Consider the following 25,273-nt stretch of genomic DNA (forward strand, 5'->3'; position numbering starts at 1 on the left):
CTTTCCTTTTGTGGTGCCCAACAACGGACTGGTGATCGCCCAATGAGCAACGAAGAACTGAAACAGAACCTGACCTCTACCAATCAATGGCTGCGCCTGATCTATATGGTGCTGTTTGCGGTATTGCTGGAAATTGCCGGCTTTGTAATGCTGGCGGTCGTCATTGCCCAATTCCTGTTCGCTATTGTCTCCGGCAATGCCAACGACAACCTGCGCCGCCTCGGCGACCAGATCGCCTCCTACATCTACCAGACACTGCAGTTCCTGATTTACAACACCGAAGAAAAGCCTTTCCCATTTGCCGAGTGGCCGGAATCCGAAGAGGAAGACCTGTCTACCTATGAGAGTGCGGAAGAAATCGACGGTGAAGTGATCAGTGCTGAAGAGGCGATCGAAAATGCGGAGGCGGAAGAGGTCGCCGCCGAGCCTGCTGAACCTGAGGCTAAAGCGGATGCGGATACCGTAGAAGAGCAGCCAAAAGCGCAAAAGCCGTCCAGGCGCAAAACCTCCGCGAAGGCCAAAAAGCCGAAGGCCGAAGAAGAAACGGTGATTGAATTGAGCGCAGACGCCGGGGAAGCAACGACTGCAGAGAGCGGCGACAAGTCTTCCGACGACAAGAAGTAATCGAAAACCTGGTGTTTGACTGCCTGCAATTCATTGACGGGAGACGGTAGTGCTGTTGTTTGTCATGCGTCACGGCCACGCTGAACCGCTGAGTAAAAGTGACGAAACCCGGGCCCTGACCGATGAAGGGCGCTTGGAAGTGGAAATGGTGTGCAACGAGCGCGCATCCGAGCTGGCACAGGTGAAAACCATTTGGGCCAGCCCTTTTGTGCGCACCCGCCAGACTGCCAAAATTGTGGCTGAAGCGTTCGGGCTGGACGTGGAGGTGCAGGAGTTGCTCACCGGAGATACACCGGTAGGTGATTTACTGGATGCCATTGCCGATGCGGGAGAATCGATATTTCCGCTGATGCTGGTCAGCCACCAGCCTTTGGTGGGCAGCCTGGTGAATGGTCTCTGCGGCAGCGGGGACGAACACCCCATGGGCACGGCCAGTCTCGCCTGTCTTCGCGCAGATGTCTGGGCTAAGGACTGCGCCGAGCTGGAGTGGTTGCAGCACAGGCCCTAGGCGCAAGCTGGCACGACAGCCGAAAATAGGCCACCCAATCTGACCCCTGCGGACATTGAGGCCGCGGGGCGCTCCTGTCAGCATTTGGCTCAATACTGACAAAGCCTCTGAGAAAAACCTCTGATAAAAACAGAGTTCCGCGAGCCATTATTCATGAATCACTCCCCCCGTGAAATTACCCTCGATCTCCAGGGCAATACCATTGCTGCGCGCCAGTGGGGCGACCCGTCGGGTGTGCCGGTGCTGGCGCTGCACGGCTGGTTGGATAACTGCGCCAGCTTTGATGCCATGGCGCCATTTCTCGAAAGCCTGAATCTGGTGGCGGTGGATATGGCCGGCCACGGCCAGAGCTATCACCGCCACCGGGATGCCAACTACACCGTATGGACGGAAATCGAAGACGTGCTGGGCATGGCCGACGCGCTGGGTTGGGAGGAGTTTTCCATACTTGCACACTCCCGCGGTGCGGTGATTGGCACCATTGCCGCCGCTACCTTCCCGGAGCGGATCAAGCGCCTGGCGTTGATCGACGGACTGGTGCCGCCGCCCAGTTCCGATGCCGAGGCGCCGGAGACGTTGCGCAAGGGGATCGAGCAGCGTGCACGTTACCGGGCGCGCAAGTCGAAAGTGTTCGAGTCCCTGGAAGTGGCTACGGTGGCGCGCAAGAACGGGTTGTTCAAGCTGAGTGATGATGCCGCGCGCCGGTTGGTGTTGCGCGGGGTGCGCCCCTGTGAGGGCGGTTATATCTGGAGCAATGATCCCCAGTTGATGGCTAGCTCGCTGGCGAAACTCAACGAGGCGCAGGTGCTCGCGTTTCTGGATCGCGCCACTATGCCAATTCGGTTGGCACTGGGGAAGGTGGGTATTCAGGGGATGATAGAGCGCATACGCCCGATTGCCGAGCTGCATCCCAATATCGAGTTGCGGGAGTTTGCCGGCGGCCACCACCTGCATATGGAAGGGAGTGCCGAGACGATTGCCCGCTGGTTTTTGCCATTTCTCGAAAGCGGCCACTGAGCCGCTTACAGAAGGGCGTTAGAACGGAATCCGTTTCGAATAACTGGCCTTTTCCATTTCCCGCACTTCCACGGAAATTTCCGGTACTTCCGGTGCCGCCTCACACAGATAAGTGAAAATGGCCGCGCTCAGGTCTTCTTTCTGCTGCACCGTGCGACCTTCCAGGATACGTACTTCAGCGTGAATAAACAGGTTGCTGGAACCTTCGTGGCTTTTGCCGAGTACGAAATCCCGATAGGGGAGGGCGCGGGTTTTGATTGCGCCGGCATTGAACAGCCCGGTATCGCTCATTGCCTGCTGGCCATTGCTGACCAGTGCCGGAATAGAAATGCTGTCTTCCAGTTTTTGCGAATACTCAATCACCAGGTGTGGCATGTCCGGGCTCTCCTCGGGTTGCTAGCCGCTAACCTGGGTTAGCGGATCAGTGACAGGAACTCGGTGCGGGTGGCCTGCTGGCTACGGAAAGAGCCGAGCATGGCAGAGGTTTTCATCACCGAATTCTGTTTCTCCACACCGCGCATCATCATGCACATGTGCTTGGCTTCGATGATCACACCCACGCCAGCGGCACCGGTAACCTGTTGAATGGTTTCCGCCACCTGTACGGTCAATTGTTCCTGAATCTGCAAACGGCGCGCAAACATGTCTACAATGCGCGCCACCTTGGACAGGCCCAGCACCTTGCCATCGGGGATGTAGGCAACGTGGGCCTTGCCGATAAACGGCAGCATATGATGCTCGCACATGGAGTAGAGCTCGATATCTTTTACCAGCACCATTTCACTGCAGTCTGACGGAAAGAGAGCGTCGTTAACAATCTCTTCCACGGTCTGATGGTAGCCGCGCGTCAGGTATTGCATGGCTTTGGCCGCGCGCAGCGGGGTGTCTTTCAGTCCCGGGCGCTCCAGGTCTTCACCAATGGCTTCGATAATGTGTGCGTAGTGTTCTTTCATCAGTATGCTTCCAACGTCTCGCCCGCGGGGTTGTTCTGCCATCAATACGCAAACGAACGGGCGTTCGATCACCGGTGAGCCGGTGGGGACGGTCTCGCGACCAGAGGGTGCGCTACCCTAAGCCTTTGTTACACGGTAGTAAAGCGCCAAAAATTGAGGAATATCGCCAATGATAGAGAAACGGGAGTCCAATTTGCACGAATTGTGTACCGTGCTGGACTACATCCGCTGGGGCGCTAGCCGCTTCAATGAGGCTGAGCTGTGGTTTGGTCACGGCACCGACAACGCCTGGGACGAAGCTGTCCTGCTGGTCACCCATGCGTTGCATCTGCCGGTGGACAGTAAGCCGGAGATTCTCTCCGCCCGGCTGACCATGGAAGAGCGGCGGGATGTGATGACCTTGCTGGAAAAGCGCGTGAATGAGCGCTTACCTGCGCCTTATCTCACCAACGAGGCCTGGTTCTGCGATCTGCCATTTTATGTGGACGAGCGTGTACTGGTGCCGAGATCTCCAATTGGTGAACTGATTCGAAACCGCTTTGAACCCTGGTTGCCTCAGGAGCCGCTGGCGATACTCGACCTGTGCTGCGGCAGTGGCTGTATCGGGATCGCCTGTGCCGACACCTTTCCCGGCGCGCGGGTAGACCTCAGCGACATTTCCGCAGATGCGATTGAAGTGGCGCAGATCAATATCAATCGCCACCAGCTGAACGACGAAGTGCGCGCAGTGCAGTCCGACCTGTTCGCTGGCCTGCAGGGCTGCAGCTACGACCTGATCGTGAGCAATCCGCCCTATGTGGATGCCCGTGACCTCGCGGAAATGCCGGCGGAATACCACGCAGAACCCGGGTTGGCGCTGGGCTCCGGAGATGACGGCCTCGATTTCACCCGCCGCCTGCTTCTGGAAGCGCCGGACTATCTGCAACCGGAAGGTATTCTGGTCTGCGAGGTGGGCAACAGCTGGGAGGCGCTGGAGCAGGCGTATCCGCGGGTGCCGTTTTTCTGGCCTGAACTGGAAGACGGCGGCCACGGGGTGTTTGTAATGAGCCGGGAAGACCTGCTGGCGTGCCGGGAGTTTTTTGAGGCAGGCGCCTGAGGCGCCATAAAGAATAACTATGCAGGAAGGTGGCGACGGAATCCTCTATAATGCGCGCCTTTCATCGAATAATTCACTGGGGTAGGGAATACCGGATATGTCGGGCAATACATTTGGCAAGCTGTTCTGTGTCACCACATTTGGCGAGAGCCACGGCCACGCGCTGGGCTGTATTGTCGATGGCTGCCCTCCGGGACTGGAAATCACCGCTGAGGAAATCCAGCTGGAGCTGGACCGCCGCAAGCCCGGTACCTCCCGCTATACGACCCAGCGCCGCGAAGCAGACCAGGTCAAAATCCTCTCAGGTGTGTTTGAAGGCAAGACGACCGGAACCCCCATCGGGCTGCTGATCGAAAATACCGACCAGCGTTCCAAAGACTACGCCAATATCGCCGAACAGATCCGCCCCGCCCACGCTGATTATACCTACTGGGCGAAATATGGTCTGCGGGATTACCGCGGTGGTGGTCGCTCTTCTGCGCGGGAAACTGCGATGCGTGTTGCCGCCGGTGCGATCGCCAAGAAGTGGCTGAAGCAGCAGTTCGGGATTGAAGTGCGCGGCTACCTGTCCCAGCTGGGCCCGATTAAAGTGGAAGCCCTGGACTGGTCGCAGGTAGATCAGAATCCGTTCTTCTGCCCGGACGCGTCAAAAGTGTCGGAAATGGAAGAGTACATGCAGGCACTGATTAAGGAGGGCAACTCCATCGGTGCGCGTATCTCTGTTCACGCCAGCGGTGTGCCGGCAGGTCTCGGTGAGCCAATTTTTGATCGTCTGGATGCAGACCTGGCCCACGCACTGATGAGTATCAATGCGGTAAAAGGCGTGGAGATCGGAGCCGGCTTCGCTTCTGTAGAGCAGAAGGGTACCGAACACCGCGATGAAATTACCGAGGAAGGCTTCCAGTCCAACAATGCCGGTGGCGTGCTGGGGGGGATTTCCAGTGGCCAGGAGTTGATTGCGCACATTGCACTCAAGCCCACGTCCAGTCTGCGTATTCCTGGCAAGAGTCTGGATACCAATGGCAATCCGATCGAGGTGGTAACCAAGGGCCGTCACGATCCGTGTGTCGGTATTCGTGCGACACCCATTGCCGAGGCGATGATGGCGTTGGTGTTGATCGACCATGTGATGCGCCAGCGCGCGCAGAATGGCGACGTGGAATTTGGTTTGAAAATTCCGGCGGGCGAGCCCGTATAAGGCACATGTGATTCGAGCAATAAAAAAGGCGGAGCGCTGAAAACGCTCCGCCTTTTTTGTGCCTGCTTTCCTGTTTATGCCCGTTTTACCGGAGCTAACAGTAGTGTGTCGCTTACAGGTGCAGGTTCAGGCCGAGGTAAGGGCCTTTGATTTCCAGGTCGCTTCGCAGGGCGTCCAGTTCTAATTCATGTTGGGGGGAGGCTATAGAGATGACTGAGATTCTCGCCCTGGTCACATCGATAGGATTTGGGCGGCAGGACAGTCCCACGTATCGACAGTAGTCGCGTTTATCGCTTCCTTAAGAACATGCGCTCGCTCCCTGGCTTCGACTAGCCCTAAGGCGTAATAGGCCTCTGCAAGATCGCTGGCGGGTAAGCGTTGGCTTAAATTCTCTTCAATGTAAGCTCTTTGTACTTCACGGCTGCCATCAAGGCGGGAGGCCTCCGTCAATATATTGCACAGCATATCAGCATCATCTGGTTTTTTACCCGAGGAGCAGCCGTAAGTGCTAAGGAGAAATAGTAAGAGGCTAGTCTTAATTGTCGCTTGCATTCTGGTAGACGAGTATAAAGTGGTCGAGTAAGGTTAAGGCTTTCCCTCGTTAAAATCTATCGAAACTAGGGAGGGTTTCATGTCCATATCCCAATTAAATGAGTATGAGAAAAAAGAATTGGTAAAAAATATTCTGGGGAATAATTTTCACGTAGTTGGAAATCGCTTTCCAGTATTTAGCAGGATGCTGGATGGATTGGCGTATTTGAACGACAGTTTGACTGCAGCAGAATTGGTTCCAACTTTGAGTCGGTTTTTATCTGGATCAATTTCGTCATCCGTATTTTCAGCAGCCTCATTTATGGCTGCTGTGGTACAGCCGCTTCAGAACTTTATAAACTTGGTTAATGTCAACGAAACCGGACTGCGAATGTATTCTTACCGAGCGGTGGCTTATACCTTGACGGCCTGGGCATTTGGTAAACCTGTACCAAGTCAGTCTGCGCGAATTATGGTGAATCTAGGGTCGGGAGATTTCAGGGCAACCGGCCGGGAGCGTTATAGCAAAGTCTGGGAGGAGACGTCTCGCAACGTTCTATTGAGCCTGCGCCAGGTTTGCCTGGCAAAAAATATTTCGGAAGCTCATCTGAAGGTAATCTTCAAGGCGCTGGGTAATGGAGAGCCTTCTCGCCTTTCTCGCCATATTCTTGTGGGGTTTGAGGGGCGGTTGAATACAACGGTGCGAAATATTTGGAGAAGCGGCTATTCGATTGGCTACCCCGGGTAGGTCTCAAGATTTGAAAAAAATAGGCTGCTACATTGGCTTTTTCATGTTCGCGCTGCTTTCCATTTTTCTGGTGGGAAAGGGATCCATAGCTTTTCCTGGTCGCTACGGTGGGAGTCCGAGTGTCGTGGATGGGTTCGCGCTGATCTTGATGGGCGTATTACCACTAGTTATCGCCATTTCCTTCTTGCTGGAGGTGCATTGGCCGTACATCGCGCGTCGAATTGGTGGTGGGTTACTGCTCTCTGGGTTCTTGATTGCGTTTGCCGGTTTTATGGTGGGTTAGACGTATTATTGTTTATGTTTGCGCTTTGGAGTGTTCCATTTAAGCGACATAAAAAAGGCGAAGCGCCAAAAGCGCTCCGCCTTTTTTATGTGCGGCTGTAACGCAGCGCTTACAGGTGCAGGTTCAGGCCGAGGTAAGGGCCTTTGATTTCCAGATCGCTCTGCAGTGCGTCCAGTTCCTGTACATCCAGGGTCATGGAGCGGTAACCGGCTTCGATGGCGAAATCCAGCGCGGGTACAAAGTCCCAGCGAATTTTTGCAGTGATGTCGGTGTGGCTGTCGCCCTTGTAGCCGGTGCCATTGCCCTGGGCGATGATGGACCAGCCGGTAAAGGGCAGGTCGAAGCGAGCCATGCCATAGACCATCGGCAGCACGCCGGAGAGTTCGATGTTATCGGATTGCAGGTCGCTGGTGGCAGTCAGTTCGCCACTGTACTGGCGCGCGGTCAGGCCCAGGTCCAGGTTCACCCAGTTGTCCAGAATTTCGTAGTACAGGGTGGCATCGGTGTGGGTCAGGTTGATATCCGCAGTCACATCGGAGCCGACAAAGAAAGTCTCGTCACCGAAGGTGACGTTCTCGCTCAGCATGGCGGTGCCATTGGTCTCGATGCTGCTGTGGGCTACCAGAATGTTCGGGATCAACGGAACCGGGTGCTCCAGTGCGGCCTGGATGAAGGTTGCGTTGTCTTCGGCGAGGGTGAACTCGTCCACGTTGAAGTCGTCAACACCGATGGCGCCGGTGTAGGCAGGCTTCCAGCTGCCCAGGGTGGCGTCAAAACCGAGGATGGTATCGGCACTGGCAGAAACGGAAGCCAGTGTGGCGCAGAGTGCCAGGGTTATTTTTTTCATTTGGAGTCTCTCCCGTTGAATTCCGCGGCAGATTCTACAGGGTTTTGATGAAATTTCCCTGACTGGATTCGTGTAATCGCGATCTTTTCACACTGTGATACCCGGTTTACAGGCCGCGCGCTTCCTTGAACAGGAGTTGTTGCAGAGCATTGGCCGCATTGCTGAGGGTGCGATTGCGATGGTAGATGATGCCCAGATTTCGCACGATGCTCAGTTGCGGCATCGGCAGTTCGGCGAGGCTGTCGTCAATCAGGGTTTTTGGCAGCACGCTCCAACCGAGGCCGACCCCGGCCATCATCTTGATCGTTTCCAGAAAGTTGGTGGCCAGTTTGGCGGTCAGCTTGAGACCGTGGGCGTCGAACTCGCGTTTGATCAGCCTTCCGGTATAGGTATTCATATCCGGCAGAATCGCCGGGTACCGGGCAAGTGCCGGCAGATCCAGCTCGGGCATCTGCGCCAGTGGGTGATCCGGTGCCGCCACCACCACACAGGGATCGGGCCATATGATCTGTGCGTTCAGGCTCGGGTAGTCCTTGAGTGCCAGGGTAACCACGGCGAGTTCGTACTCCCCGGCCATCAGCGCCTCGTAGGCCTGTTCCGAGTCGAGGAAGTCGATATCCAGGGCAACGTCCGGATAGAGGTTGCTGAATTCCCGCAGTACCGGCGGCAGGTGGTGCAGGCCGACGTGATGGCTGGTGGCGATACGCAGGCTACCGCCGATGGTTTCCCCCAGGCTGCGCAGCTCGTGTTCGGCATCGCTCACTTCGTTAAGGATGTGGCGGGCGCGGGGTAACAGGGCGCGTCCGGCGTTGGTGAGCTGCAACTTGCGCCCGATACGGTCAAACAGAGGGGTGCCGAGCTGTTGCTCGAGAGAGGCCAGGCGCTTGCTGACCGCAGGCTGGGTGAGGTGCAGCTGTTCGGCGGCTTCCGATACGGAGCCCTGTTCTGAAATGGCGAGAAAGGCCCTGAGCCACTGGATTTCCATAATGCTTCTCTAAAACGCCGCTTTCGGGTATTCCAAAAACGAATGCGCCATATAATAAATATAAATTGATGTTATTCAATGCCCCCCCTAGACTCCCGCATGTTATCCATAGAGGAGATGGGGCTATGGGCCACCCTGAGAAACATAAAGAAAACAAAAAACAGACGCTCTACGACAAGCTCTGGCAAGACCACCTGGTCAAAAGCCGCGAAGACGGCACCGCACTGATCTATATCGACCGTCACCTGATTCACGAAGTGACCTCTCCTCAGGCCTTTGAAGGTCTACGCCTGGCTGGTCGCAAGCCCTGGCGCACAGATTCCGTGGTGGCTACGCCAGACCACAATGTGCCGTCAGACGCCGCTGAGCGGGCCGGTGGTATCGCGGGGATTCAGGACGAAGTGTCCCGTATTCAGGTGCAGACCCTGGATGAGAACTGCAAGGATTTCGGTATCGTCGAGTTCGGTATCAACGATCCCGGTCAGGGCATTGTGCATGTGATCGGGCCCGAGACCGGTGCGACCCTGCCGGGTATGACCGTGGTGTGTGGCGATTCCCACACTTCTACCCACGGTGCGCTGGGCGCGCTCGCCCACGGTATCGGTACCTCGGAGGTGGAGCACGTGATGGCCACCCAGTGTCTGATCCAGAAGAAAATGAAGAACATGCTGGTGCGTGTGGACGGTGAACTCGGTCCGGGCGTAACCGCGAAAGACGTGGTGCTGGCGATTATCGGCAAGATCGGCACCGCCGGTGGCACCGGATACGCTATCGAATTTGGCGGTTCCGCCATTCGCGCCATGTCTATGGAAGGTCGCATGACTGTGTGCAACATGGCCATCGAAGCCGGTGCCCGCGCGGGCATGGTGGCGGTGGACGATATCACCCTGGAATACGTAAAGGGCAAGCCGTACGCACCCAAGGGTGAGCAGTGGGAAATGGCGGTAGAAAACTGGAGCCGCCTGCACTCCGATGACGGCGCCCACTTTGATGCGATTGTTGAGCTGAAGGCGGAGGAAATCGAGCCGCAGGTGAGCTGGGGTACTTCCCCGGAAATGGTGGTGCCGGTAAGCGCGGTAGTGCCGAGCCCGGCGGACGAAAGCGATTCCACCAAGAAAGCCGGTATCGAGCGTGCGCTCGAATATATGGGCCTTACCGCTGGACAAAAAATTACCGATATCAATCTGGACCGGGTTTTTATCGGCTCCTGCACCAACTCCCGTATTGAAGACCTGCGCGCAGCGGCGGCAGTGGCCAAGGGGCACAAGAAAGCTGACAGCGTGAAGCAGGTTCTTGTAGTGCCGGGTTCGCAGTCTGTGAAAGCGCAGGCGGAAAAAGAAGGCCTGGACAAAGTATTTATCGAAGCGGGATTTGAGTGGCGCGAGCCTTCCTGTTCCATGTGCCTTGCGATGAACGCGGACAAGCTGGGTGCCGGTGAACACTGTGCATCCACCTCCAACCGCAACTTTGAGGGGCGCCAGGGCTACGGTGGTCGCACTCACCTGGTGAGCCCGAGCATGGCGGCAGCGGCGGCGATTGCCGGTCACTTTGTCGACGTGCGTGAAATGCAGAAGGAGGCGGTCTGATGAAAGCATTTACCCAACATAAAGGCGTGGCCGCTCCCATGGACCGCGCCAATGTGGATACGGATCTGATTATTCCAAAGCAGTTCCTGAAGTCGATCAAGCGCACAGGATTTGGCCCGAACCTGTTTGACGAGCTGCGCTACCTGGATGAAGGACAGCCGGGGCAGGATCACAGCAAGCGACCGGTAAATCCGGATTTCCCGCTGAACCACCCGCGCTATCAAGGTGCTTCTGTATTGCTGGCACGCAAGAACTTCGGTTGTGGCTCCAGCCGTGAACACGCCCCCTGGGCGCTGGATGACCATGGCTTCCGCGCGATTATTGCGCCGAGCTTCGCGGATATTTTCTTTAATAACTGCTTCAAGAACGGGCTTCTGCCGATCGTTCTGGAAGAGGAAATTGTCGAGCAGTTGTTCCAGGAAATGTATGCGGAAGAGGGTTACGAGCTGACCATCGACCTGGATGCGCAGGTGGTGATCAAGCCCAACGGCGAAACTCATGCATTCGAAGTGGACACCTTCCGTAAGCACTGCCTGCTGAATGGCCTCGATGATATCGGCCTGACACTTGAAGATGCGGACGATATTCGCGCCTACGAAGCCAAGCGCCGCGAGCAGGCGCCCTGGCTGTTCGATGCCGTGAAGTAACAAGACAGAATAATTGGAAGAGTAATGAGCAAAAAAATCATGATCCTTCCGGGTGATGGAATCGGCCCGGAAATTGTCGAGCAGGCGGTTGCGGTACTGAAAACCGCGGATGAAAAGCTCGGCCTGAATCTTGAGTTCACCGAAGGCCTGATTGGTGGCGCGTCCATCGATGCCCATGGCGAGCCTCTGACCGACGCTGAGCTGGCCAAAGCCGGTGAGTGCGACGCGGTACTGCTGGGTGCAGTCGGTGGTCCGAAATGGGATACCCTGGATCGCGCCATCCGCCCGGAAAAAGGCCTGCTGAAAATTCGTAGTGGCCTTGGTCTTTACGCCAATCTGCGCCCGGCAATCCTCTACCCACAGCTGGCGGATGCCTCGTCACTGAAGCCTGAAGTGGTTTCCGGCCTGGACATCCTGATCGTGCGTGAGCTCACCGGCGGTATTTACTTCGGCGAACCCCGTGGTATCAAAACGTTGGAAAACGGTGAGAAACAGGGCTTCAATACCTACGTCTATAAAGAATCTGAGATCGAGCGTATCGCCCGCACCGCATTCGAAGCGGCGCAGAAACGTGGTGGTAAACTGTGTTCTGTGGACAAGGCCAACGTACTGGAAGTGACGGTGCTGTGGCGTGAAGTGCTGGACCGCCTGGCACCGGAGTACCCGGATGTAGAGCTGTCCCACATGTACGTGGACAACGCGGCGATGCAGCTGGTGCGTGCGCCCAAGCAGTTTGACGTGATGGTGACCGGCAACATGTTTGGCGACATCCTGTCCGACGCTGCCGCCATGCTCACCGGCTCCATCGGCATGCTGCCTTCAGCGTCCATGAACGAGACCGGTTTCGGTCTGTACGAACCCTGTCACGGCAGTGCGCCGGATATTGCCGGGCAGGGCATTGCCAATCCGTTGGCGACTATTCTTTCCGCCGCCATGATGTTGCGTTACTCCCTGGATATGGGAGAAGCGGCTGAAGCGATCGAGGCGGCTGTGAGCAAAGTTCTGGATCAGGGACTGCGCACCGCGGACATTTATACGGACGGCTGTAAAAAAGTCTCCACCGCGGAAATGGGCGCAGCAGTGGTGGCCGCTTTCTAATAAGGCAAGCCTCCGCTCAACCGTTGTCCCGGCTCGCCAAGCACTTGGCGAGATCTGGGATCCAGAAATGAACAAACTCAACAGGGTAAAGAAATGAACAAGGTAGGATTCGTAGGCTGGCGCGGTATGGTCGGCTCCGTATTGATGGGCCGTATGCTGGAAGAAAACGATTTCGCACATATCGCGGAGCCGGTATTTTTCTCCACCTCCAATGCTGGCGGTAAAGCGCCGGAAATTGGCAAGGAAGTCGCGCCCCTCAAAGACGCCTACGACCTGGACGCACTGGTTGAGCTCGACGCCATTGTCAGCTGTCAGGGCGGTGACTACACCAAAGAAGTTTTTTCCAAGCTGCGCGAGAAGGGTTGGGACGGCTACTGGATCGACGCCGCTTCCAGTCTGCGCATGGATGACGATGCCATTATTGTGCTGGATCCGGTCAACCGCGACGTGATCGATCGCGGTATCGAGTCCGGTGTCAAGAACTACATCGGCGGCAACTGCACCGTGAGCCTGATGCTGATGGGCCTCGGTGGCCTGTTCAAAGAGGGCCTGGTGGAATGGGTTACCGCCCAGACTTATCAGGCGGCCAGTGGTGCCGGTGCCAAGAATATGCGTGAGCTGATCTCGCAGATGGGCAGTATCCGCGACGGCGTTGCCGAAGAGCTTGCCGATCCCTCCAGCGCGATTCTCGAAATTGACCGCAAAGTAGCGGAGAACATGCGCAGCGGAGACTTCCCCACCAGTGAATTTGGCGCGCCTCTCGCCGGCAGCCTGCTGCCGTGGATCGACACCCAGCTGGAATCTGGCCAGAGCCGTGAAGAGTGGAAAGCCCAGGTAGAGGCCAACAAGATTCTGGCCACCAATAGCACCGTGCCCGTGGACGGCACCTGTGTACGTATCGGTGCGATGCGCTGTCACAGCCAGGCGTTCACTGTGAAGCTGAAGAAAGACCTGCCGCTGGCAGAGATTGAGAAGATCATCGGTTCCGCCAACGATTGGGTAAAGGTGGTTCCCAACGACCGCGAGGTGACCCTGAAGGAACTGACTCCGACCGCCGTTACCGGCAAGCTGGACATCCCGGTTGGCCGCCTGCGCAAACTGAGCATGGGCGGTGAATACCTGAATGCCTTCACCGTCGGCGACCAGCTGCTGTGGGGCGCCGCCGAGCCACTGCGTCGCGTATTGCTGATCCTGCTCGGCAAGCTGTAAGTCGTATTTCCCGCCATAGTGGCGGTACTGCTGCCGGGGGCAGCCTTGGAAGACACGCCGTAAACCCTTCCCTGGGGGCTCTTCCGCGAGGTCCCTCTCGCGGAAGGTCTCCCAAGGCTGCCCCCGGCATCAGCACCTTCGCATTTACCGTATCTTTTACCTATTAAGCCGCCTGTTTCATGAGTTCGGCTTCCCCCCTGACTCTCCGCGAGTATAATCCCCCGCATTTTTAGCCTGTTGCTTTATTCGCCGAACTGGCGGAGATGCAGCCAAAACCCTGCATGAGTACTTATATGTCCGAATCCACCCGTGAATTGGTGATCCTGGGTGTTGGCAGCGCGCCGTTTGACGCCCTGCTAGAGATCCTGGAAGAACGCAAAACCGTGACCCCTGCGCAATTGAAGCTGGTAATCGCGGATGAAGCGGAAGCGGATCCGCAGGTATTTGCCAACCGCAGTGTGCCGGTCACTCCGCTGAAAGATTTCGCGTTTACCCCAGAGCAGGTGGTGCTGCTGCTCACCGGCGGTGAAACCGCTACCGCCGTACTCGCCCAGGCCGAACAGGCCGGCGCCTGGGTGGTGGATGCGGTGGGTATCACCCGTGGCGACGAGAGCGTGGCGCTGATCCACCCGCTGTTGAATAGTGCTGAACTCAATCAGCGCGATGAAAGTGATCGCAATGTGATCGCCGTGCCGGGTGCCGGCGCCGCCATGCTGGCGGAGGCTCTGTTCCCGCTGAAATCGCAATTGCAGTCGGTGGAAATTGTTCTGAATCAACCGGTATCTGCACTGGGCAAAAGCAGCGTGGATGCCGCAGCTGCGCAAACTGCACGGTTATTTAACGGCCAGGAGCCTGATGTCGACGAGGGCACCGGCCAGCGTCTCGCATTCAACCTTCTGAGTTCTGCGGAAGCGCTGCTGGACAGTGGGCACAACTTTAGCGAGCTGGCGCTGGTGCTGGAGCTGCGTCGTCTGCTGGGTGATGAGGTGGCGCTGGACGCGAGTATCAATACCGCATCGGTTTTTCATGGGCAGCTGGCGAATATCAGTGTGCAGTTGAAAGATCAGCAGGAGCTGGCAACGGTGCGCGGCTTGCTCACCAATGGTGCGCGCCTGGAAATGCGTGAGCGTCCATCGGCGCAAGATGCGGTCGGCAGTGAAAATACCCTGCTGGGCCGGTTGCGCACCGGGCTGATCAATCCGCGACAGGTTGTTTTTTGTGCGGCATCCGACAATTTGCGTAAAGACGTCGCAATTAACTGTGTACAGATTGTCCACTTGTTGCTAAAAACCCATTGATATTTAATACTTAGCGGCCTTTCTGAAGGTTTCTTCTTAACTTCGCCCGGCACGGGCGGCGGTAATACCTGGGGGGTAGTACCGGGAAAAGTGAGAAGTGGCTGGATGGGGCTGGTCTTTTTCGGGGGGCGATACTTGCGCTAGAAAGTTTCTACTGAGGCTTTTATGCAAAGTGTCGCCGGAGAGTGGAGCCTGGTGTCTGAGCACTGGTTCTTTTGAGTAATTATTGTGCAGGTTGATGGCTGCACAGACCCGTTATCTGCAAATCCTTTGGGTGTTTTTTGTGCAGTTGGCGGTGTGATTCTAACAATAAAGGGAATCGGATATGCGTGTGCAAAAGCTGGCACTAGCGGTAGGTCTGGTCAGCGCACTGGGTGGTAATGGGGCTCTGGCACTCGGTCTGGGTGAGATCAAGCTGAACTCAACTCTGAACCAACCTCTCAATGCGGAAATCAACCTGCTTCAGACTCGCGGCCTTGGTGAGAGTGAAATCAAGGTTCGTCTGGCCAGCACTGAGGACTTCGAACGCGCCGGTGTTGACCGCGCCTATCTGCTGGATGAGCTGCGCTTTGATGTGGACTACTCCAGCGGCCAGCCCGTTGTCCGGATTTCCAGTCGTAACCCGATCCGTGAACCTTTCCTGAATTTTCTGGTAGAGACCCGGTGGCCCAGTGGCCGTCTGCTGCGGGAATACACCCTGCTGATGGACCTGCCGGCGTTCTCCACCAATACCGCATCCCAACCGGTGCGCGCCGCAGAGCGTGAGCGCCAGCAAGTGCGTCGCGACGCGCCGGTAAGGCGCCCGCTGCAGCCTACTGTGCAGCGCACCCCGGAAGCGGCGCAGCAGCCGGTGCAGGCGCCTGTCGAAGAGCCGGCAACTGCCGTTGAAACCATTCCCGAGACTTCGCCTGAACCCATTGCCTCCGAGCCCCAGCAGCCTGTATACGAAGCGCCCGCGGAAGAGCCGGTTGAGCTTCAGCGTGAGGCCGCAACCGACAGTGGTAGCCGTGTGTACGGCCCGGTGGAAGCCAACAAGACCTTGTGGGAAATCGCCCGCGATAGCCGCGAAACCCGCGATCTCTCTGTTCAGCAGACCATGCTGGCAATCCAGCGCCTCAACCCAGAGGCGTTTATCAACAACAATATCAATCTGCTGAAGAAAGGCGCGGTGCTGCGCCTGCCGACCGCAGAAGAAGTGCGCAACCTGACTCTGACTGAAGCAGTCTCTCAGGTTGCCACCCAGAATGACGCCTGGCGCGAGCGCGTTGGCGTGGCAGAAGCTGACGTTACCGGGGCCCCGCTGGACGGCCGCGCGGTGGTAGAAGAAACCGCTGAGAGCGATGTGGTGGAAGGGCGTGTTTCCCTGGCCGCCCCTGGCGATAACGAATCGGTACTCTCCGGATCCGCGAGTGGCACCGGTGAGAGCGAAGCCCTTGAGGGCGAGCTGGCGGTGACCGAGGAGGAGCTCGACAAGTCCCGCCTGGAGAACACCGAACTGCAGGATCGCATCGGTGAGCTGAACGAGCAGATCGATACCATGGAGCGCCTGGTCGAGGTGTCCAATGACGAGCTGCAGGCGGTACAGGCCGCGGCGGAGCAGAGTGTGGATGCCTCTGAAGCTGCGAGTGAGACTGCTGATCTCGCTGACGAAGTAGCCCTCGACGCTATTACAGAGGAAGCCGGTGAAAACACCGGTGAACTGGCTGGCGACGACAGCCAGAGTGGCGTATTCGCAGAAGAAGCGGCAGGCACAGAGCCGGCGGTGGAAACCGCACCGGAAGTTGCTGCTGAACCGGAAGCGGAAGAGGTGGACGCCTCGCGCAACCGTGTTGTGGTTCAAACGCGTACCGAGCCGACTCTGGTTGAGCGCGTGATGGACAACATCGTGCCCATCGGCATTGGTGCTGGCGCCTTGCTGGTAGGCCTGTTTGGCTTCTTTACCTGGCGTCGCCGCAAGGAAGAAGAGGAGGCTATTCGTCAGGTGGAGGCCGAAATGGCCGCCGAACGCGCCCTGGCGGAAGCGCCGGCATTGTCGGAAGAGGACGACAATCTCGCCGCGGTGGAAGAGATGGAGGCCAATGAAACCTTCGATCTCGACCAGTTTGCAGAGGTGGAGACCGACGACCCGGTTGCAGAGGCGGAAATTCACCTGTCTCTGGATCAGTACCAGGAAGCAGAGGCAAAACTGCTGGCCGGCCTGAGATCAGCCCCGGAAAATATTGATGCGCGTCTGATGCTGCTGGAAGTGTACGCAAACCAGCAAAACGGCGAACAGTTCGACGATCACTACCGTCAGCTCCTCGGGTACAGTGATGGCCCCGCCGCGGACCGTGCAGCGCGTCTGCGCGAAACCATAGCTGGCATTGGCGCCTTCGTGGCGCCGGAGAATGATTTCTCCAGTGAGTCCCTGGAAGCAGCGCAGCTGGACGACATGGGTGCGGACTTCGGTAGCGAAGCGAGCTTTGATGATCTGGATGAATTCTCCACGAGCGAACCCGTTGCGGCGGATTCCGAGCAGGCTTCAAGCGAGGACGATGATTTCGGCTTGCTGGATGACCTGTCCCTGGATCTGAACGAAGACGATGGTGCAGGCTTCGAGTCCAGTGAGACTGAAGATGAGTTTTCCCTCGACCTCGACCTTGGTGATGACCTGGGCGGTGAACTGTCGCTGGACGATGTCACCGCAGAGCCGGCGGCTGCACAGCAGGAAGAAGATGAAGTCTCGTTTGACCTGGATCTCGGTTCCGAGTCCCCAGAGTCCGAGCTGAACGCGGAACCTGCTGCGGAAGAAGATAATTTTGACATCGACGGCCTGATGGCTGACGGGGAACTGGATTTGGATGGGCTCGACAGCCTGGATCTTGATTCCGGTCTCGAAGTTGACCCGGTGAATGATTCCTCCGCGGAATCTGATGCGGCCGGGGAAGATGGCGGTCTGGAGTTCGATTTGGATCTTACTCCGATGGAAGACAGCCCGGCCGCTGAGGCGGAGGGCGATGATGATCTGGGCGGCTTCGGCGATGACCTCGACGGGCTGGATCTGGATTCCATCGACCTGGGTGAGCTGGATCTTGACGGCGGTGACCTGGATCTGGAAGGCGGCGATTTTGCTGCAGGGAACTCCTCTCAATCCAGCCCGGCTGCCACTGCGTCGGCGGACCTTGAGCTGGATGGCGACCTGGATCTTGCCGTCGCCGAGGAAACACCTGTACAGCCAGCTCAGCCTGCGGCGGAAGCCGAAGACCTGGGAGATCTGAGCTTCAACCTCGAGAGCGACCTGGATTCCGAACTGAACCTGCTGGAAGGCAGCGACGAAGTCAGCACCAAGTTGGAACTGGCCCAGGCCTATCTGGATATGGGTGATAAAGACGGCGCCCGCGAAATTCTCGGTGAAGTCGTCGAAGAGGCCGCCGGTGAGCAGCAGCAGCGCGCAAAAGATATGCTCGAGCGCATGAGCTGATACGATTTATTCACGCTATCTACAGCGACAACACTTTGACCCCGCCCAGTGCGGGGTCTTTCTTTTCAGGGAATGCTCTTTTTTCAGCAGGGTGTAGAATTCCGGCGCATGATGAACAAGATTTACCAGTACAAGCCAAATGGTGAAGTCCCGCCGGGCGAGCAGTTGCCGGATGGACTGCGGCGGATTGCGCTCGGGGTGGAATATTGCGGCACCCGTTTGCGGGGTTTTCAAAAGCAGAAGCACGACCCGCTCACGGTGCAGGAAACCCTCGAAAAGGCCATCTCCAAAGTCGCGGCGGAGCCGGTGACCCTGGTTTGCGCCGGTCGTACCGATGCCGGGGTACACGCCACCGGGCAGGTGATTCACTTCGATACCCGTGCCCTGCGGCCGACCAAGGCCTGGGTTCAGGGCGTAAACACCCAGATGCCGTTTGATGTAAGAGTGCACTGGGCGCAGGAAGTGCCGGCACAGTTCCATGCACGCTTTTCTGCGCGCAACCGCACCTATCGCTACCTGATTCACAGTGCGCCAACCCGCACGGCCCAGGCTGCCAGCGAGGTGACCTGGACCGAGCGGCACCTGGATATGGTGTTGATGCGCGAAGGGGCTCGATATCTCATTGGCGAACATGATTTCAGCAGTTTTCGCGCCGCCCAGTGCCAGGCGCGCTCGCCCGTGCGCAAGCTCACCAAGCTGGACATCGGCAGGGTGGGCGAATTGATCGTGCTGGAGATCAGTGCCACCGCGTTTCTGCATCATATGGTGCGAAATATTGCCGGGGTGCTGATGGCTGTTGGGCGCGGTGACCGCAGGCCGGAGTGGGTCCGGGAGGTGCTCGAAGCGCGCGACAGAACCGCCGCAGGTGTGACCGCACCGCCCCACGGCCTGTACCTGGTGGATGTGCAATACCCGGAAGAGTTTACTCTGCCGCAACGGGCTCCGGGCCCGTTGCTGGTGCCGTTGCCGTTGGGCGCTATTGGCAGCGCCGCGCCCTGATAGCTGCGGTCGCGTTTCGCCGAATCCATTGATCTGCTAGTATCGCGGGCTCTCCGAATTTTCTCTGCTGCCAGCGATCAGGGCTGTTTTCCAGCGGTAGGGCTGGCAGCGTCGGCGGTATATGGATTATGCGCGTTAAGATCTGCGGAATTACCAGTGTTGAAGATGCTCGCCTGGCGGTGGATGCCGGTGCGGATGCACTCGGCCTGGTGTTTTACCCCCCAAGTCCTCGCAACGTGACCCCGGCGCAGGCGGCGGACATTGCCCGCGCGGTTTCGCCGTTTGCGGTATTAACCGGCTTGTTCGTGGACGCGCACCCGGAGCAGGTAGAGGCAGTGCTCGACCAGGTGCCGCTGAATTTGCTGCAGTTCCACGGCAGTGAGAATGCCCCCTATTGCCGCCAGTTCCGGCGCCCCTATATCAAGGCCCTGCGCATGAAACCGGAGTTAGACCCGGTGGAGGCGATGGCCGCTTTCCCTGACGCCCGCGGCATCCTGCTCGATGCCTATCGCAAGGGGGTTCCGGGTGGTACCGGCGATACCTTCGACTGGCAGCGGGTGCCGAAAGATTGCGATCGCCCGATCATTCTCGCCGGCGGTCTCAATCCGCAAAACGTTGCTGCGGCGATCGCCGAGGCACAGCCGCAGGCCGTGGATGTGAGCGGTGGTGTGGAGGCCGCGCCTGGGCGTAAAGATGCGGCAAAAGTACATGAATTTATACGGGCCGCCCGCGCTGCCGCATCTGGCAGTGCCAGCCGTACAGAATTGACACAAGGAGTTTGAGCTGTGAGTAAACCCACATCCCCCATTGATTACGGGGCCTATCCCGATGCCCGCGGGCACTTCGGCGAGTTTGGTGGGCGCTTTGTATCGGAAACCCTGATCAGCGCTCTGGATGAACTGCAGGAGATGTATCAGCGCCTGAAAAACGACCCGGAGTTTCAGGCCGCATTTGATTACGACCTTGCGCATTATGTTGGTCGCCCGTCGCCCCTGTATCTTGCCGAGCGTCTGACCGCCGAGGCGGGTGGTGCAAAAATCTGGCTCAAGCGTGAAGACCTCAACCATACCGGCGCTCACAAGGTGAACAATACCGTGGGGCAGGCGCTGCTGGCCAAACACAGTGGCAAGCGCCGGGTTATTGCCGAGACCGGCGCCGGTCAGCACGGTGTCGCCACTGCCACGGTGGCCGCACGCCTTGGCCTGAAATGCGCCGTGTACATGGGTGCGGAAGACGTTAAGCGCCAGTCGCCCAATGTGTACCGTATGAAGCTACTGGGAGCGGAAGTTATCCCGGTGGAGTCGGGCTCCAAGACCCTGAAAGACGCGATGAATGAAGCCATGCGCGACTGGGTCACCAATGTGGATGATACTTTCTACATCATCGGCACCGTTGCCGGTCCGCACCCGTATCCGCAACTGGTGCGTGATTTCAACTCTGTCATAGGGCGTGAAGCGCGCCGTCAGAGTCTGGAGCAGTTCGGTCAATTGCCGGATGCACTGGTTGCCTGTGTGGGTGGTGGTTCCAATGCCATTGGCCTGTTCCATCCATTCCTGAGTGATGAATCCGTCAAAATGTACGGCGTGGAAGCCGGTGGTGACGGCGTGGAAACCGGCCGCCATGCGGCACCGCTGAACGACGGTGTGCCCGGGATACTGCACGGTAACCGTACCTACCTGATGGAAGACGACGATGGCCAGATCATCGAGACCCACTCGGTCTCTGCCGGGCTGGATTACCCGGGCGTTGGCCCCGAACACGCCTGGTTGCGGGATATTGGCCGGGTGGAATACGTTGCGGCCAATGACGATGAGGCGCTGAATGCCTTCCGCACCCTGACCCGTGCCGAGGGGATTATCCCCGCACTCGAGTCTAGCCACGCGGTGGCCTATGGTCTGAAGCTAGCGGCGACCATGCGGCCGGATCAGAACATCGTGGTGAACCTGTCCGGTCGCGGCGACAAGGATATTTTCACTGTGGCCGCCATCGACGGCATTGAAGTGTAGGGAGTGACACGGTGACCGAAGAACAGAACAGAATAGACCGCCGCTTTGCCAAGCTTCGCAGCGAAGGACGCAAGGCGCTGGTGACTTATATCGTCGCCGGAGACGGTGGCTTGGAAAATACCGTGGACCTGATGCACCAGCTAGTGGCCAGTGGCTCCGACCTGATCGAACTGGGTGTGCCTTTTTCTGACCCTATGGCGGAGGGGCCGGTAATCCAGAAGGGGCATGAGCGCGCGCTGGAGCACAAATCCTCCCTGCGCAAATGTCTGGCACTGGTGAAAGAGTTTCGCGGCAAAGATGCCGACACGCCAGTGATCCTGATGGGTTACGCCAATCCCATCGAAAAGATGGGTGCAGAGGCGTTTGCTGACGGGCTCAAAGAAGCCGGTGCAGATGGTGCGCTCACCGTTGATTTGCCGGCGGAAGAGGCTGGTCCGCTCAACGAGCTGCTGAATGCGCGCAACCTTCGCAATATCTTCCTGTTGACCCCCACCACCAGTGATCAGCGGATTGCGCAGATTACCGAGCTGGCCAGTGGCTTTGTCTACTATGTATCCCTGAAAGGCGTAACCGGTGCGGGTCACCTGGACCTGGATTCCGTGCGCGAGAATCTGGCGCGGATTCGCCGCCATACGGACCTGCCGCTGTGCGTGGGCTTCGGTATCAAGGACGGCGCTTCCGCCAAGGCTGTGAGTGCCGATGGCGATGGCGCCGTGGTGGGCAGTGTGCTGGTATCCGCTGTGGGCGAGTCCGCCGACGGCGCGGCCGCCAAGGATCGGGTAGGTGCGCTGGTCTCTGAAATGCGCACCGTACTGGATAGCTAATCGATATTTTGGGCGCGATTGCCCATTGGCCAGAAAGCCCGAATGTGCGGCTTATCTGGCCAAGTGCAATGGTTTTGAAAGTGGTTTAATTCGCGGTTTTAGGATTGCCGGTCATTTATCCTCGGCCCATAAATCGCAGCTGTCTGGGCTGATGGAGCATCAGGCGGTTACCGAATTCAGCAAGCATCAAGTTATCGGATTTTGGAAACACAATGAGCTGGTTAGAAAAAATTGTTCCTTCGGTGATTCGTACCGAGCGTCGCGCGGGTGCCAGCAAGGTGCCAGAGGGCGTGTGGAAGAAGTGTGTAAAGTGCGATTCCACCCTTTACCTGCCGGAGCTGGAGCGCAACCTGGATGTGTGCCCCAAGTGTGAGCACCATTTCCGTATCGGCGCCCGTCGCCGTCTGGATATGTTCCTGGATACTGAGCACAGGGAAGAGCTGGCGACCGATGTGGAGCCGGTGGATCGCCTGAAGTTCAAGGATGTGAAGAAGTACAAGGATCGATTGACCCAGGCTCAGAAGGCGACTGGCGAGAAAGATGCGCTGGTGGCGATGCAGGGTCTTCTGGAAGGCAAGCCGGTAGTGGCCGTGGCCTTTGAATTTGCGTTCCACGGTGGCTCTATGGGTTATGTGGTGGGTGAGAAATTCACCCGCGCTGCCCAGCGTGCACTGGAAGAGAATATCCCGCTGGTATGTTTTTCGGCGACCGGTGGCGCGCGGATGCAGGAGGCTCTGATCTCGCTGATGCAGATGGCGAAGACGTCTGCGGTGCTGGAGAAGATGCGTATGGCAGGTGTGCCATACATCTCGATCATGACGGATCCGGTATACGGCGGTGTTTCTGCGTCCCTGGCGTTGCTGGGGGATATCAATGCGGCGGAGCCGGGCGCACGCGCCGGTTTTGCCGGGCCGAATATTATCGAGCAGACCATTCGCCAGAAGCTGCCGAAGGGCTTCCAGCGTGCGGAGTTCCTGCTGGAGCACGGCGCTATCGATATGATCATTCCGCGTAAGGATATGCGGAATACGGTTGGCCGCTTGCTGGGTAAGCTAACCAACAACTGAATTAAAAAAGGTGGTCCTGATTCTGATAATGGAGCGGGACCGCTACCGGGCACAGCTTTGCGAGACACGACGTGAACCCATCCATGGGGTCTCTTCCGCGAGGTCACTCTCGCGGAAGGTCTCGCAAAGCTGCGCCCGGTATCGCTCCCTTCGCTTCTACGCGTCTTCTTCGAATCAGCTTATTCTGGCTGCACTTTCTACTAAAATCTTTTCACCCAAATAAATACCGGTGATCTCATGCGCGACCTCCAATCCTGGCTCTCTCGCCTGGAACAACTGCACCCCACTGAAATTGAGCTCGGCCTGGACCGCGTCGCTTCGGTAGCGGAGGCCCTCGATGTGCTGACCCCCGCGCGACGGGTGATTACCGTGGCGGGGACCAACGGCAAAGGTAGTTGTGTGCGCACCATGGAGGCTCTGCTGTGTGCGGGGGACCATTCGGTGGGTGCGTACAGTTCTCCTCATTTGCTGCGCTTTAATGAGCGTATCCGGATAGACGGGCAGGAGGTGGGTGATGCGCAGCTGATTGCGGCGTTTGAGGCGGTGGAGCAGGCGCGGGGTGAGACAAGCCTGACCTATTTTGAATTCACCACGCTCGCGGCTTTCTGGTTGTTCAAGCAGGCGGATGTGGAGTTCGCATTGCTAGAGGTCGGCCTTGGTGGGCGGCTGGATGCGGTCAATATTATCGATCCGGATATTGCGATCATCACCAGCGTGGCGGTGGACCACGAGGCCTGGTTGGGCAGTGACCGGGAGGTGATCGGGCGTGAGAAGGCGGGGATTTTGCGTGCGGGCAAGACGTTTGTGTGTGCGGATCCATGGCCACCGGCTTCTGTAATCGATGTGTCCGGCAAGCTGGGGTGTGACAGTTATTTTATTGATCGTCAGTTTTCTCTTATCAGCGGTGAGAGCAATAGCGAGTACCGCCTAGCGGCTGAGCCAGAGCTGGTTATCGGGTTGCCGGAGTTGCACTTGCCGCCGGCCAGTGTCGCGGCGGCAATCACCGCACTGGCGCTCGCCGGGGAGCTGCCGGGGGCGGATAAGGTTTGCGCGACGCTGGAGAGTCTGCAGATGCCTGGGCGCTGTCAGCCTCTGGTCTGGAAAGGGCGCGATCTGGTGCTGGATGTTGGTCACAACCCGGCGGCGGCGAAGTATCTGGCGGACTGGTTGGAAAGCCATCCAGTGGCGGGGCGCACGCTGGCACTGGTAGCGGTCATGGCGGACAAGGATCTCGATGGGCTGGTGGCCCCGCTGAAATCTTCCATTGATCACTGGCATCCGGCGCTGCTGCCGGACAATCCCCGTGCGGCGGGGGCGGAGCAGCTTCTGGGAGAGTTGAGGGCGGCGGGTGTGTCTGCGGAGCAGATTTCTGAGCCTTGCATGCCGGTAACGGCGCAGCTGGAGCGGGCTGTAGGCCAATTAGAAGACGGAGACAGGTTGCTTGTCTTCGGTTCTTTCTTTACCGTTGCAGAGGTACTCCAGCTTACAAGAGAGCAACAAGATGGCCAGGCGGGACAGTGACTCCCCTAATAACCGGTCCCAGAACAATTCGCACGGCTCGCGCCGGCTGAACGATGGGGTCAAGCAGCGTATCGTGGGCGCACTGGTACTGGCTGCTCTGGCGGTGATTTTCCTGCCGTCCCTGTTTGACCGTGAGGGCGCGCGCTATATCGACGTGACCAGCCAGATCCCGCCCCCTCCGGATATCAAGCCTATCGCTATTGCTGAGCCCCAGCCGGTGGAGGACGTAGAACCCGCACCACCGGTAGATCAGGTGTTCCAGCCTGAGTTTGTGGAGCAGAAGGCTCCCGCGCCGGATCCGGAGTCTGTGTCCCTTGAGCAGCCGAGACCGGAAGAAGCTAAACCCAAAGAAGCCAGTCCCAAAGTGGTTGCCGCTGCGTCGAAGCCTGGTAGTGAACTCCAGCAGAAGCAAAATGCTGAGGTGGACCAGCAGGTGCAGCTGCCCGCCGAAGAGACTCAGCTGGACGACAACGGACTGCCCGAGGGCTGGGTGGTGCAGGTTGGGGCCTACAAGGAGCCTGCTAGTGCCGAGCGTATGCGCAGCAAGCTGATGGATGCGGGTTTCCGGGCGTATACTCGCGCGGTGGAAACCTCCAAGGGTCGCTTGGTTCGGGTGTTTGTCGGTCCCAAGCTGAGTCGGGTGGATGCTCAGTCAGACAAGCAGAAGCTGGACAGGCTGCTGAAAACGGAAACTCTGATCCTGCGTTATCGGGCGTGATACCACGCCCGCTGCAGCCAGCCTACCATAGGATCCTTTTGCCGGGATTG

Annotated in this window: 24 protein-coding genes; 20 read left to right on the forward strand and 4 right to left on the reverse strand. The window is 58.0% G+C overall.

Annotated elements, in window-relative coordinates; translation table 11 throughout:
* The first annotated feature begins 42 nt into the window (after positions 1-42).
* The 3 genes from LC059_RS03555 (at position 43) to LC059_RS03565 (ending at position 2,149) form a co-directional block, all read left to right on the forward strand.
* Entirely contained in the window at positions 43-624 is a 582-nt protein-coding gene (locus tag LC059_RS03555) for a DUF4389 domain-containing protein (protein WP_226702442.1), read from the forward strand.
* Between the two features lie 49 nt (positions 625-673).
* On the forward strand, positions 674-1,132 hold the full coding sequence (gene sixA, locus LC059_RS03560; RefSeq protein WP_226702443.1) for a phosphohistidine phosphatase SixA: 459 nt from the start codon (positions 674-676) through the stop codon (positions 1,130-1,132).
* Between the two features lie 153 nt (positions 1,133-1,285).
* The gene (locus tag LC059_RS03565) at positions 1,286-2,149 is read left to right on the forward strand and encodes an alpha/beta fold hydrolase (RefSeq protein ID WP_226702444.1); all 864 of its coding nucleotides are present in this window, start codon (positions 1,286-1,288) and stop codon (positions 2,147-2,149) included.
* An 18-nt stretch (positions 2,150-2,167) separates the two neighbouring features.
* Here the strand turns inward: LC059_RS03565 and LC059_RS03570 are convergent, their stop codons facing one another.
* Together LC059_RS03570 and folE are read right to left on the reverse strand one after the other, a co-directional pair.
* Positions 2,168-2,524: a 5-carboxymethyl-2-hydroxymuconate Delta-isomerase gene (locus LC059_RS03570; RefSeq protein ID WP_226702445.1), complete on the reverse strand. Its 357-nt coding sequence runs from the start codon at positions 2,522-2,524 to the stop codon at positions 2,168-2,170.
* A 38-nt stretch (positions 2,525-2,562) separates the two neighbouring features.
* Positions 2,563-3,102, reverse strand: a complete 540-nt coding sequence (folE, locus tag LC059_RS03575) for a GTP cyclohydrolase I FolE (protein WP_226702446.1) — start codon at positions 3,100-3,102, stop codon at positions 2,563-2,565.
* 169 nt (positions 3,103-3,271) lie between these two features.
* On the opposite strand from folE, the gene prmB reads away from it, so the two are divergent.
* The 4 genes from prmB to LC059_RS03595 all read left to right on the forward strand — a co-directional run bounded on the left by prmB (position 3,272) and on the right by LC059_RS03595 (position 6,958).
* Positions 3,272-4,198 carry a 50S ribosomal protein L3 N(5)-glutamine methyltransferase gene (gene prmB, locus LC059_RS03580; protein ID WP_226702447.1) on the forward strand — a complete coding sequence of 309 codons (927 nt, stop codon included), beginning with the start codon at positions 3,272-3,274 and terminating at the stop codon, positions 4,196-4,198.
* 97 nt (positions 4,199-4,295) lie between these two features.
* Positions 4,296-5,396, forward strand: coding sequence for a chorismate synthase (gene aroC, locus LC059_RS03585; protein ID WP_226702448.1), 1,101 nt, complete (start codon positions 4,296-4,298; stop codon positions 5,394-5,396).
* A gap of 631 nt (positions 5,397-6,027) precedes the next feature.
* On the forward strand, positions 6,028-6,675 hold the full coding sequence (locus LC059_RS03590; protein ID WP_226702449.1) for a hypothetical protein: 648 nt from the start codon (positions 6,028-6,030) through the stop codon (positions 6,673-6,675).
* Positions 6,676-6,685: 10 nt separating this feature from the next.
* The gene (locus LC059_RS03595) at positions 6,686-6,958 is read left to right on the forward strand and encodes a hypothetical protein (RefSeq protein ID WP_226702450.1); all 273 of its coding nucleotides are present in this window, start codon (positions 6,686-6,688) and stop codon (positions 6,956-6,958) included.
* Positions 6,959-7,067: 109 nt separating this feature from the next.
* Here LC059_RS03595 and LC059_RS03600 read toward each other — a convergent pair whose 3' ends face one another.
* Complete coding sequence (locus tag LC059_RS03600; protein WP_226702451.1) at positions 7,068-7,805, reverse strand: TIGR04219 family outer membrane beta-barrel protein; 738 nt, start codon at positions 7,803-7,805, stop codon at positions 7,068-7,070.
* A gap of 106 nt (positions 7,806-7,911) precedes the next feature.
* Positions 7,912-8,790 carry a LysR family transcriptional regulator gene (locus LC059_RS03605; protein WP_226702452.1) on the reverse strand — a complete coding sequence of 293 codons (879 nt, stop codon included), beginning with the start codon at positions 8,788-8,790 and terminating at the stop codon, positions 7,912-7,914.
* Positions 8,791-8,915: 125 nt separating this feature from the next.
* On the opposite strand from LC059_RS03605, the gene leuC reads away from it, so the two are divergent.
* From leuC to LC059_RS03670, 13 genes are all read left to right on the forward strand, one after another.
* The gene (gene leuC, locus LC059_RS03610) at positions 8,916-10,376 is read left to right on the forward strand and encodes a 3-isopropylmalate dehydratase large subunit (protein ID WP_226702453.1); all 1,461 of its coding nucleotides are present in this window, start codon (positions 8,916-8,918) and stop codon (positions 10,374-10,376) included.
* Positions 10,376-11,023, forward strand: coding sequence for a 3-isopropylmalate dehydratase small subunit (gene leuD / locus LC059_RS03615; protein WP_226702454.1), 648 nt, complete (start codon positions 10,376-10,378; stop codon positions 11,021-11,023). The genes leuC and leuD overlap by 1 nt, the downstream gene beginning before the upstream one ends.
* 24 nt (positions 11,024-11,047) lie before the next feature.
* The gene (gene leuB, locus LC059_RS03620; RefSeq protein ID WP_226702455.1) at positions 11,048-12,121 is read left to right on the forward strand and encodes a 3-isopropylmalate dehydrogenase; all 1,074 of its coding nucleotides are present in this window, start codon (positions 11,048-11,050) and stop codon (positions 12,119-12,121) included.
* Positions 12,122-12,214: 93 nt separating this feature from the next.
* Positions 12,215-13,330, forward strand: a complete 1,116-nt coding sequence (gene asd / locus LC059_RS03625) for an aspartate-semialdehyde dehydrogenase (RefSeq protein WP_226702456.1) — start codon at positions 12,215-12,217, stop codon at positions 13,328-13,330.
* 293 nt (positions 13,331-13,623) lie between these two features.
* Positions 13,624-14,628 carry an Asd/ArgC dimerization domain-containing protein gene (locus LC059_RS03630; protein WP_226702457.1) on the forward strand — a complete coding sequence of 335 codons (1,005 nt, stop codon included), beginning with the start codon at positions 13,624-13,626 and terminating at the stop codon, positions 14,626-14,628.
* Positions 14,629-14,953: 325 nt separating this feature from the next.
* Positions 14,954-18,088: a FimV/HubP family polar landmark protein gene (locus LC059_RS03635; RefSeq protein ID WP_226702458.1), complete on the forward strand. Its 3,135-nt coding sequence runs from the start codon at positions 14,954-14,956 to the stop codon at positions 18,086-18,088.
* Positions 18,089-18,196: 108 nt separating this feature from the next.
* The gene (truA, locus tag LC059_RS03640) at positions 18,197-19,087 is read left to right on the forward strand and encodes a tRNA pseudouridine(38-40) synthase TruA (protein WP_226702459.1); all 891 of its coding nucleotides are present in this window, start codon (positions 18,197-18,199) and stop codon (positions 19,085-19,087) included.
* A gap of 128 nt (positions 19,088-19,215) precedes the next feature.
* Entirely contained in the window at positions 19,216-19,869 is a 654-nt protein-coding gene (locus tag LC059_RS03645) for a phosphoribosylanthranilate isomerase (protein ID WP_226702460.1), read from the forward strand.
* 3 nt (positions 19,870-19,872) lie between these two features.
* On the forward strand, positions 19,873-21,093 hold the full coding sequence (trpB, locus tag LC059_RS03650) for a tryptophan synthase subunit beta (RefSeq protein WP_226702461.1): 1,221 nt from the start codon (positions 19,873-19,875) through the stop codon (positions 21,091-21,093).
* 11 nt (positions 21,094-21,104) lie between these two features.
* Positions 21,105-21,917, forward strand: coding sequence for a tryptophan synthase subunit alpha (gene trpA, locus LC059_RS03655; RefSeq protein WP_226702462.1), 813 nt, complete (start codon positions 21,105-21,107; stop codon positions 21,915-21,917).
* A gap of 212 nt (positions 21,918-22,129) precedes the next feature.
* Positions 22,130-22,984: an acetyl-CoA carboxylase, carboxyltransferase subunit beta gene (gene accD / locus LC059_RS03660; RefSeq protein ID WP_181253684.1), complete on the forward strand. Its 855-nt coding sequence runs from the start codon at positions 22,130-22,132 to the stop codon at positions 22,982-22,984.
* Between the two features lie 237 nt (positions 22,985-23,221).
* Positions 23,222-24,505: a bifunctional tetrahydrofolate synthase/dihydrofolate synthase gene (gene folC, locus LC059_RS03665; RefSeq protein WP_226702463.1), complete on the forward strand. Its 1,284-nt coding sequence runs from the start codon at positions 23,222-23,224 to the stop codon at positions 24,503-24,505.
* A complete protein-coding gene (locus tag LC059_RS03670; protein WP_226702464.1) occupies positions 24,486-25,223 on the forward strand; it encodes an SPOR domain-containing protein in 738 nt (245 codons plus the stop codon). The genes folC and LC059_RS03670 overlap by 20 nt, the downstream gene beginning before the upstream one ends.
* The last annotated feature ends 50 nt before the right edge of the window (positions 25,224-25,273 follow it).

Origin of the sequence: Microbulbifer elongatus (assembly GCF_020524885.1) — a bacterium.
Taxonomy (GTDB): Bacteria; Pseudomonadota; Gammaproteobacteria; order Pseudomonadales; family Cellvibrionaceae; genus Microbulbifer; species Microbulbifer elongatus_A.

Bases quoted from the DNA above. Each gene is read 5' to 3' on its own strand.
- LC059_RS03555 (WP_226702442.1), top strand. From the start codon at position 43: ATGAGCAACGAAGAACTGAAACAGAACCTGACCTCTACCAATCAATGG.
- LC059_RS03565 (WP_226702444.1), top strand. From the start codon at position 1,286: ATGAATCACTCCCCCCGTGAAATTACCCTCGATCTCCAGGGCAATACC.
- LC059_RS03570 (WP_226702445.1), bottom strand. From the start codon at position 2,524: ATGCCACACCTGGTGATTGAGTATTCGCAAAAACTGGAAGACAGCATT.
- folE (WP_226702446.1), bottom strand. From the start codon at position 3,102: ATGAAAGAACACTACGCACACATTATCGAAGCCATTGGTGAAGACCTG.
- prmB (WP_226702447.1), top strand. From the start codon at position 3,272: ATGATAGAGAAACGGGAGTCCAATTTGCACGAATTGTGTACCGTGCTG.
- aroC (WP_226702448.1), top strand. From the start codon at position 4,296: ATGTCGGGCAATACATTTGGCAAGCTGTTCTGTGTCACCACATTTGGC.
- LC059_RS03590 (WP_226702449.1), top strand. From the start codon at position 6,028: ATGTCCATATCCCAATTAAATGAGTATGAGAAAAAAGAATTGGTAAAA.
- LC059_RS03600 (WP_226702451.1), bottom strand. From the start codon at position 7,805: ATGAAAAAAATAACCCTGGCACTCTGCGCCACACTGGCTTCCGTTTCT.
- LC059_RS03605 (WP_226702452.1), bottom strand. From the start codon at position 8,790: ATGGAAATCCAGTGGCTCAGGGCCTTTCTCGCCATTTCAGAACAGGGC.
- leuC (WP_226702453.1), top strand. From the start codon at position 8,916: ATGGGCCACCCTGAGAAACATAAAGAAAACAAAAAACAGACGCTCTAC.
- leuD (WP_226702454.1), top strand. From the start codon at position 10,376: ATGAAAGCATTTACCCAACATAAAGGCGTGGCCGCTCCCATGGACCGC.
- leuB (WP_226702455.1), top strand. From the start codon at position 11,048: ATGAGCAAAAAAATCATGATCCTTCCGGGTGATGGAATCGGCCCGGAA.
- asd (WP_226702456.1), top strand. From the start codon at position 12,215: ATGAACAAGGTAGGATTCGTAGGCTGGCGCGGTATGGTCGGCTCCGTA.
- LC059_RS03630 (WP_226702457.1), top strand. From the start codon at position 13,624: ATGTCCGAATCCACCCGTGAATTGGTGATCCTGGGTGTTGGCAGCGCG.
- LC059_RS03635 (WP_226702458.1), top strand. From the start codon at position 14,954: ATGCGTGTGCAAAAGCTGGCACTAGCGGTAGGTCTGGTCAGCGCACTG.
- truA (WP_226702459.1), top strand. From the start codon at position 18,197: ATGATGAACAAGATTTACCAGTACAAGCCAAATGGTGAAGTCCCGCCG.
- LC059_RS03645 (WP_226702460.1), top strand. From the start codon at position 19,216: ATGCGCGTTAAGATCTGCGGAATTACCAGTGTTGAAGATGCTCGCCTG.
- accD (WP_181253684.1), top strand. From the start codon at position 22,130: ATGAGCTGGTTAGAAAAAATTGTTCCTTCGGTGATTCGTACCGAGCGT.
- folC (WP_226702463.1), top strand. From the start codon at position 23,222: ATGCGCGACCTCCAATCCTGGCTCTCTCGCCTGGAACAACTGCACCCC.
- LC059_RS03670 (WP_226702464.1), top strand. From the start codon at position 24,486: ATGGCCAGGCGGGACAGTGACTCCCCTAATAACCGGTCCCAGAACAAT.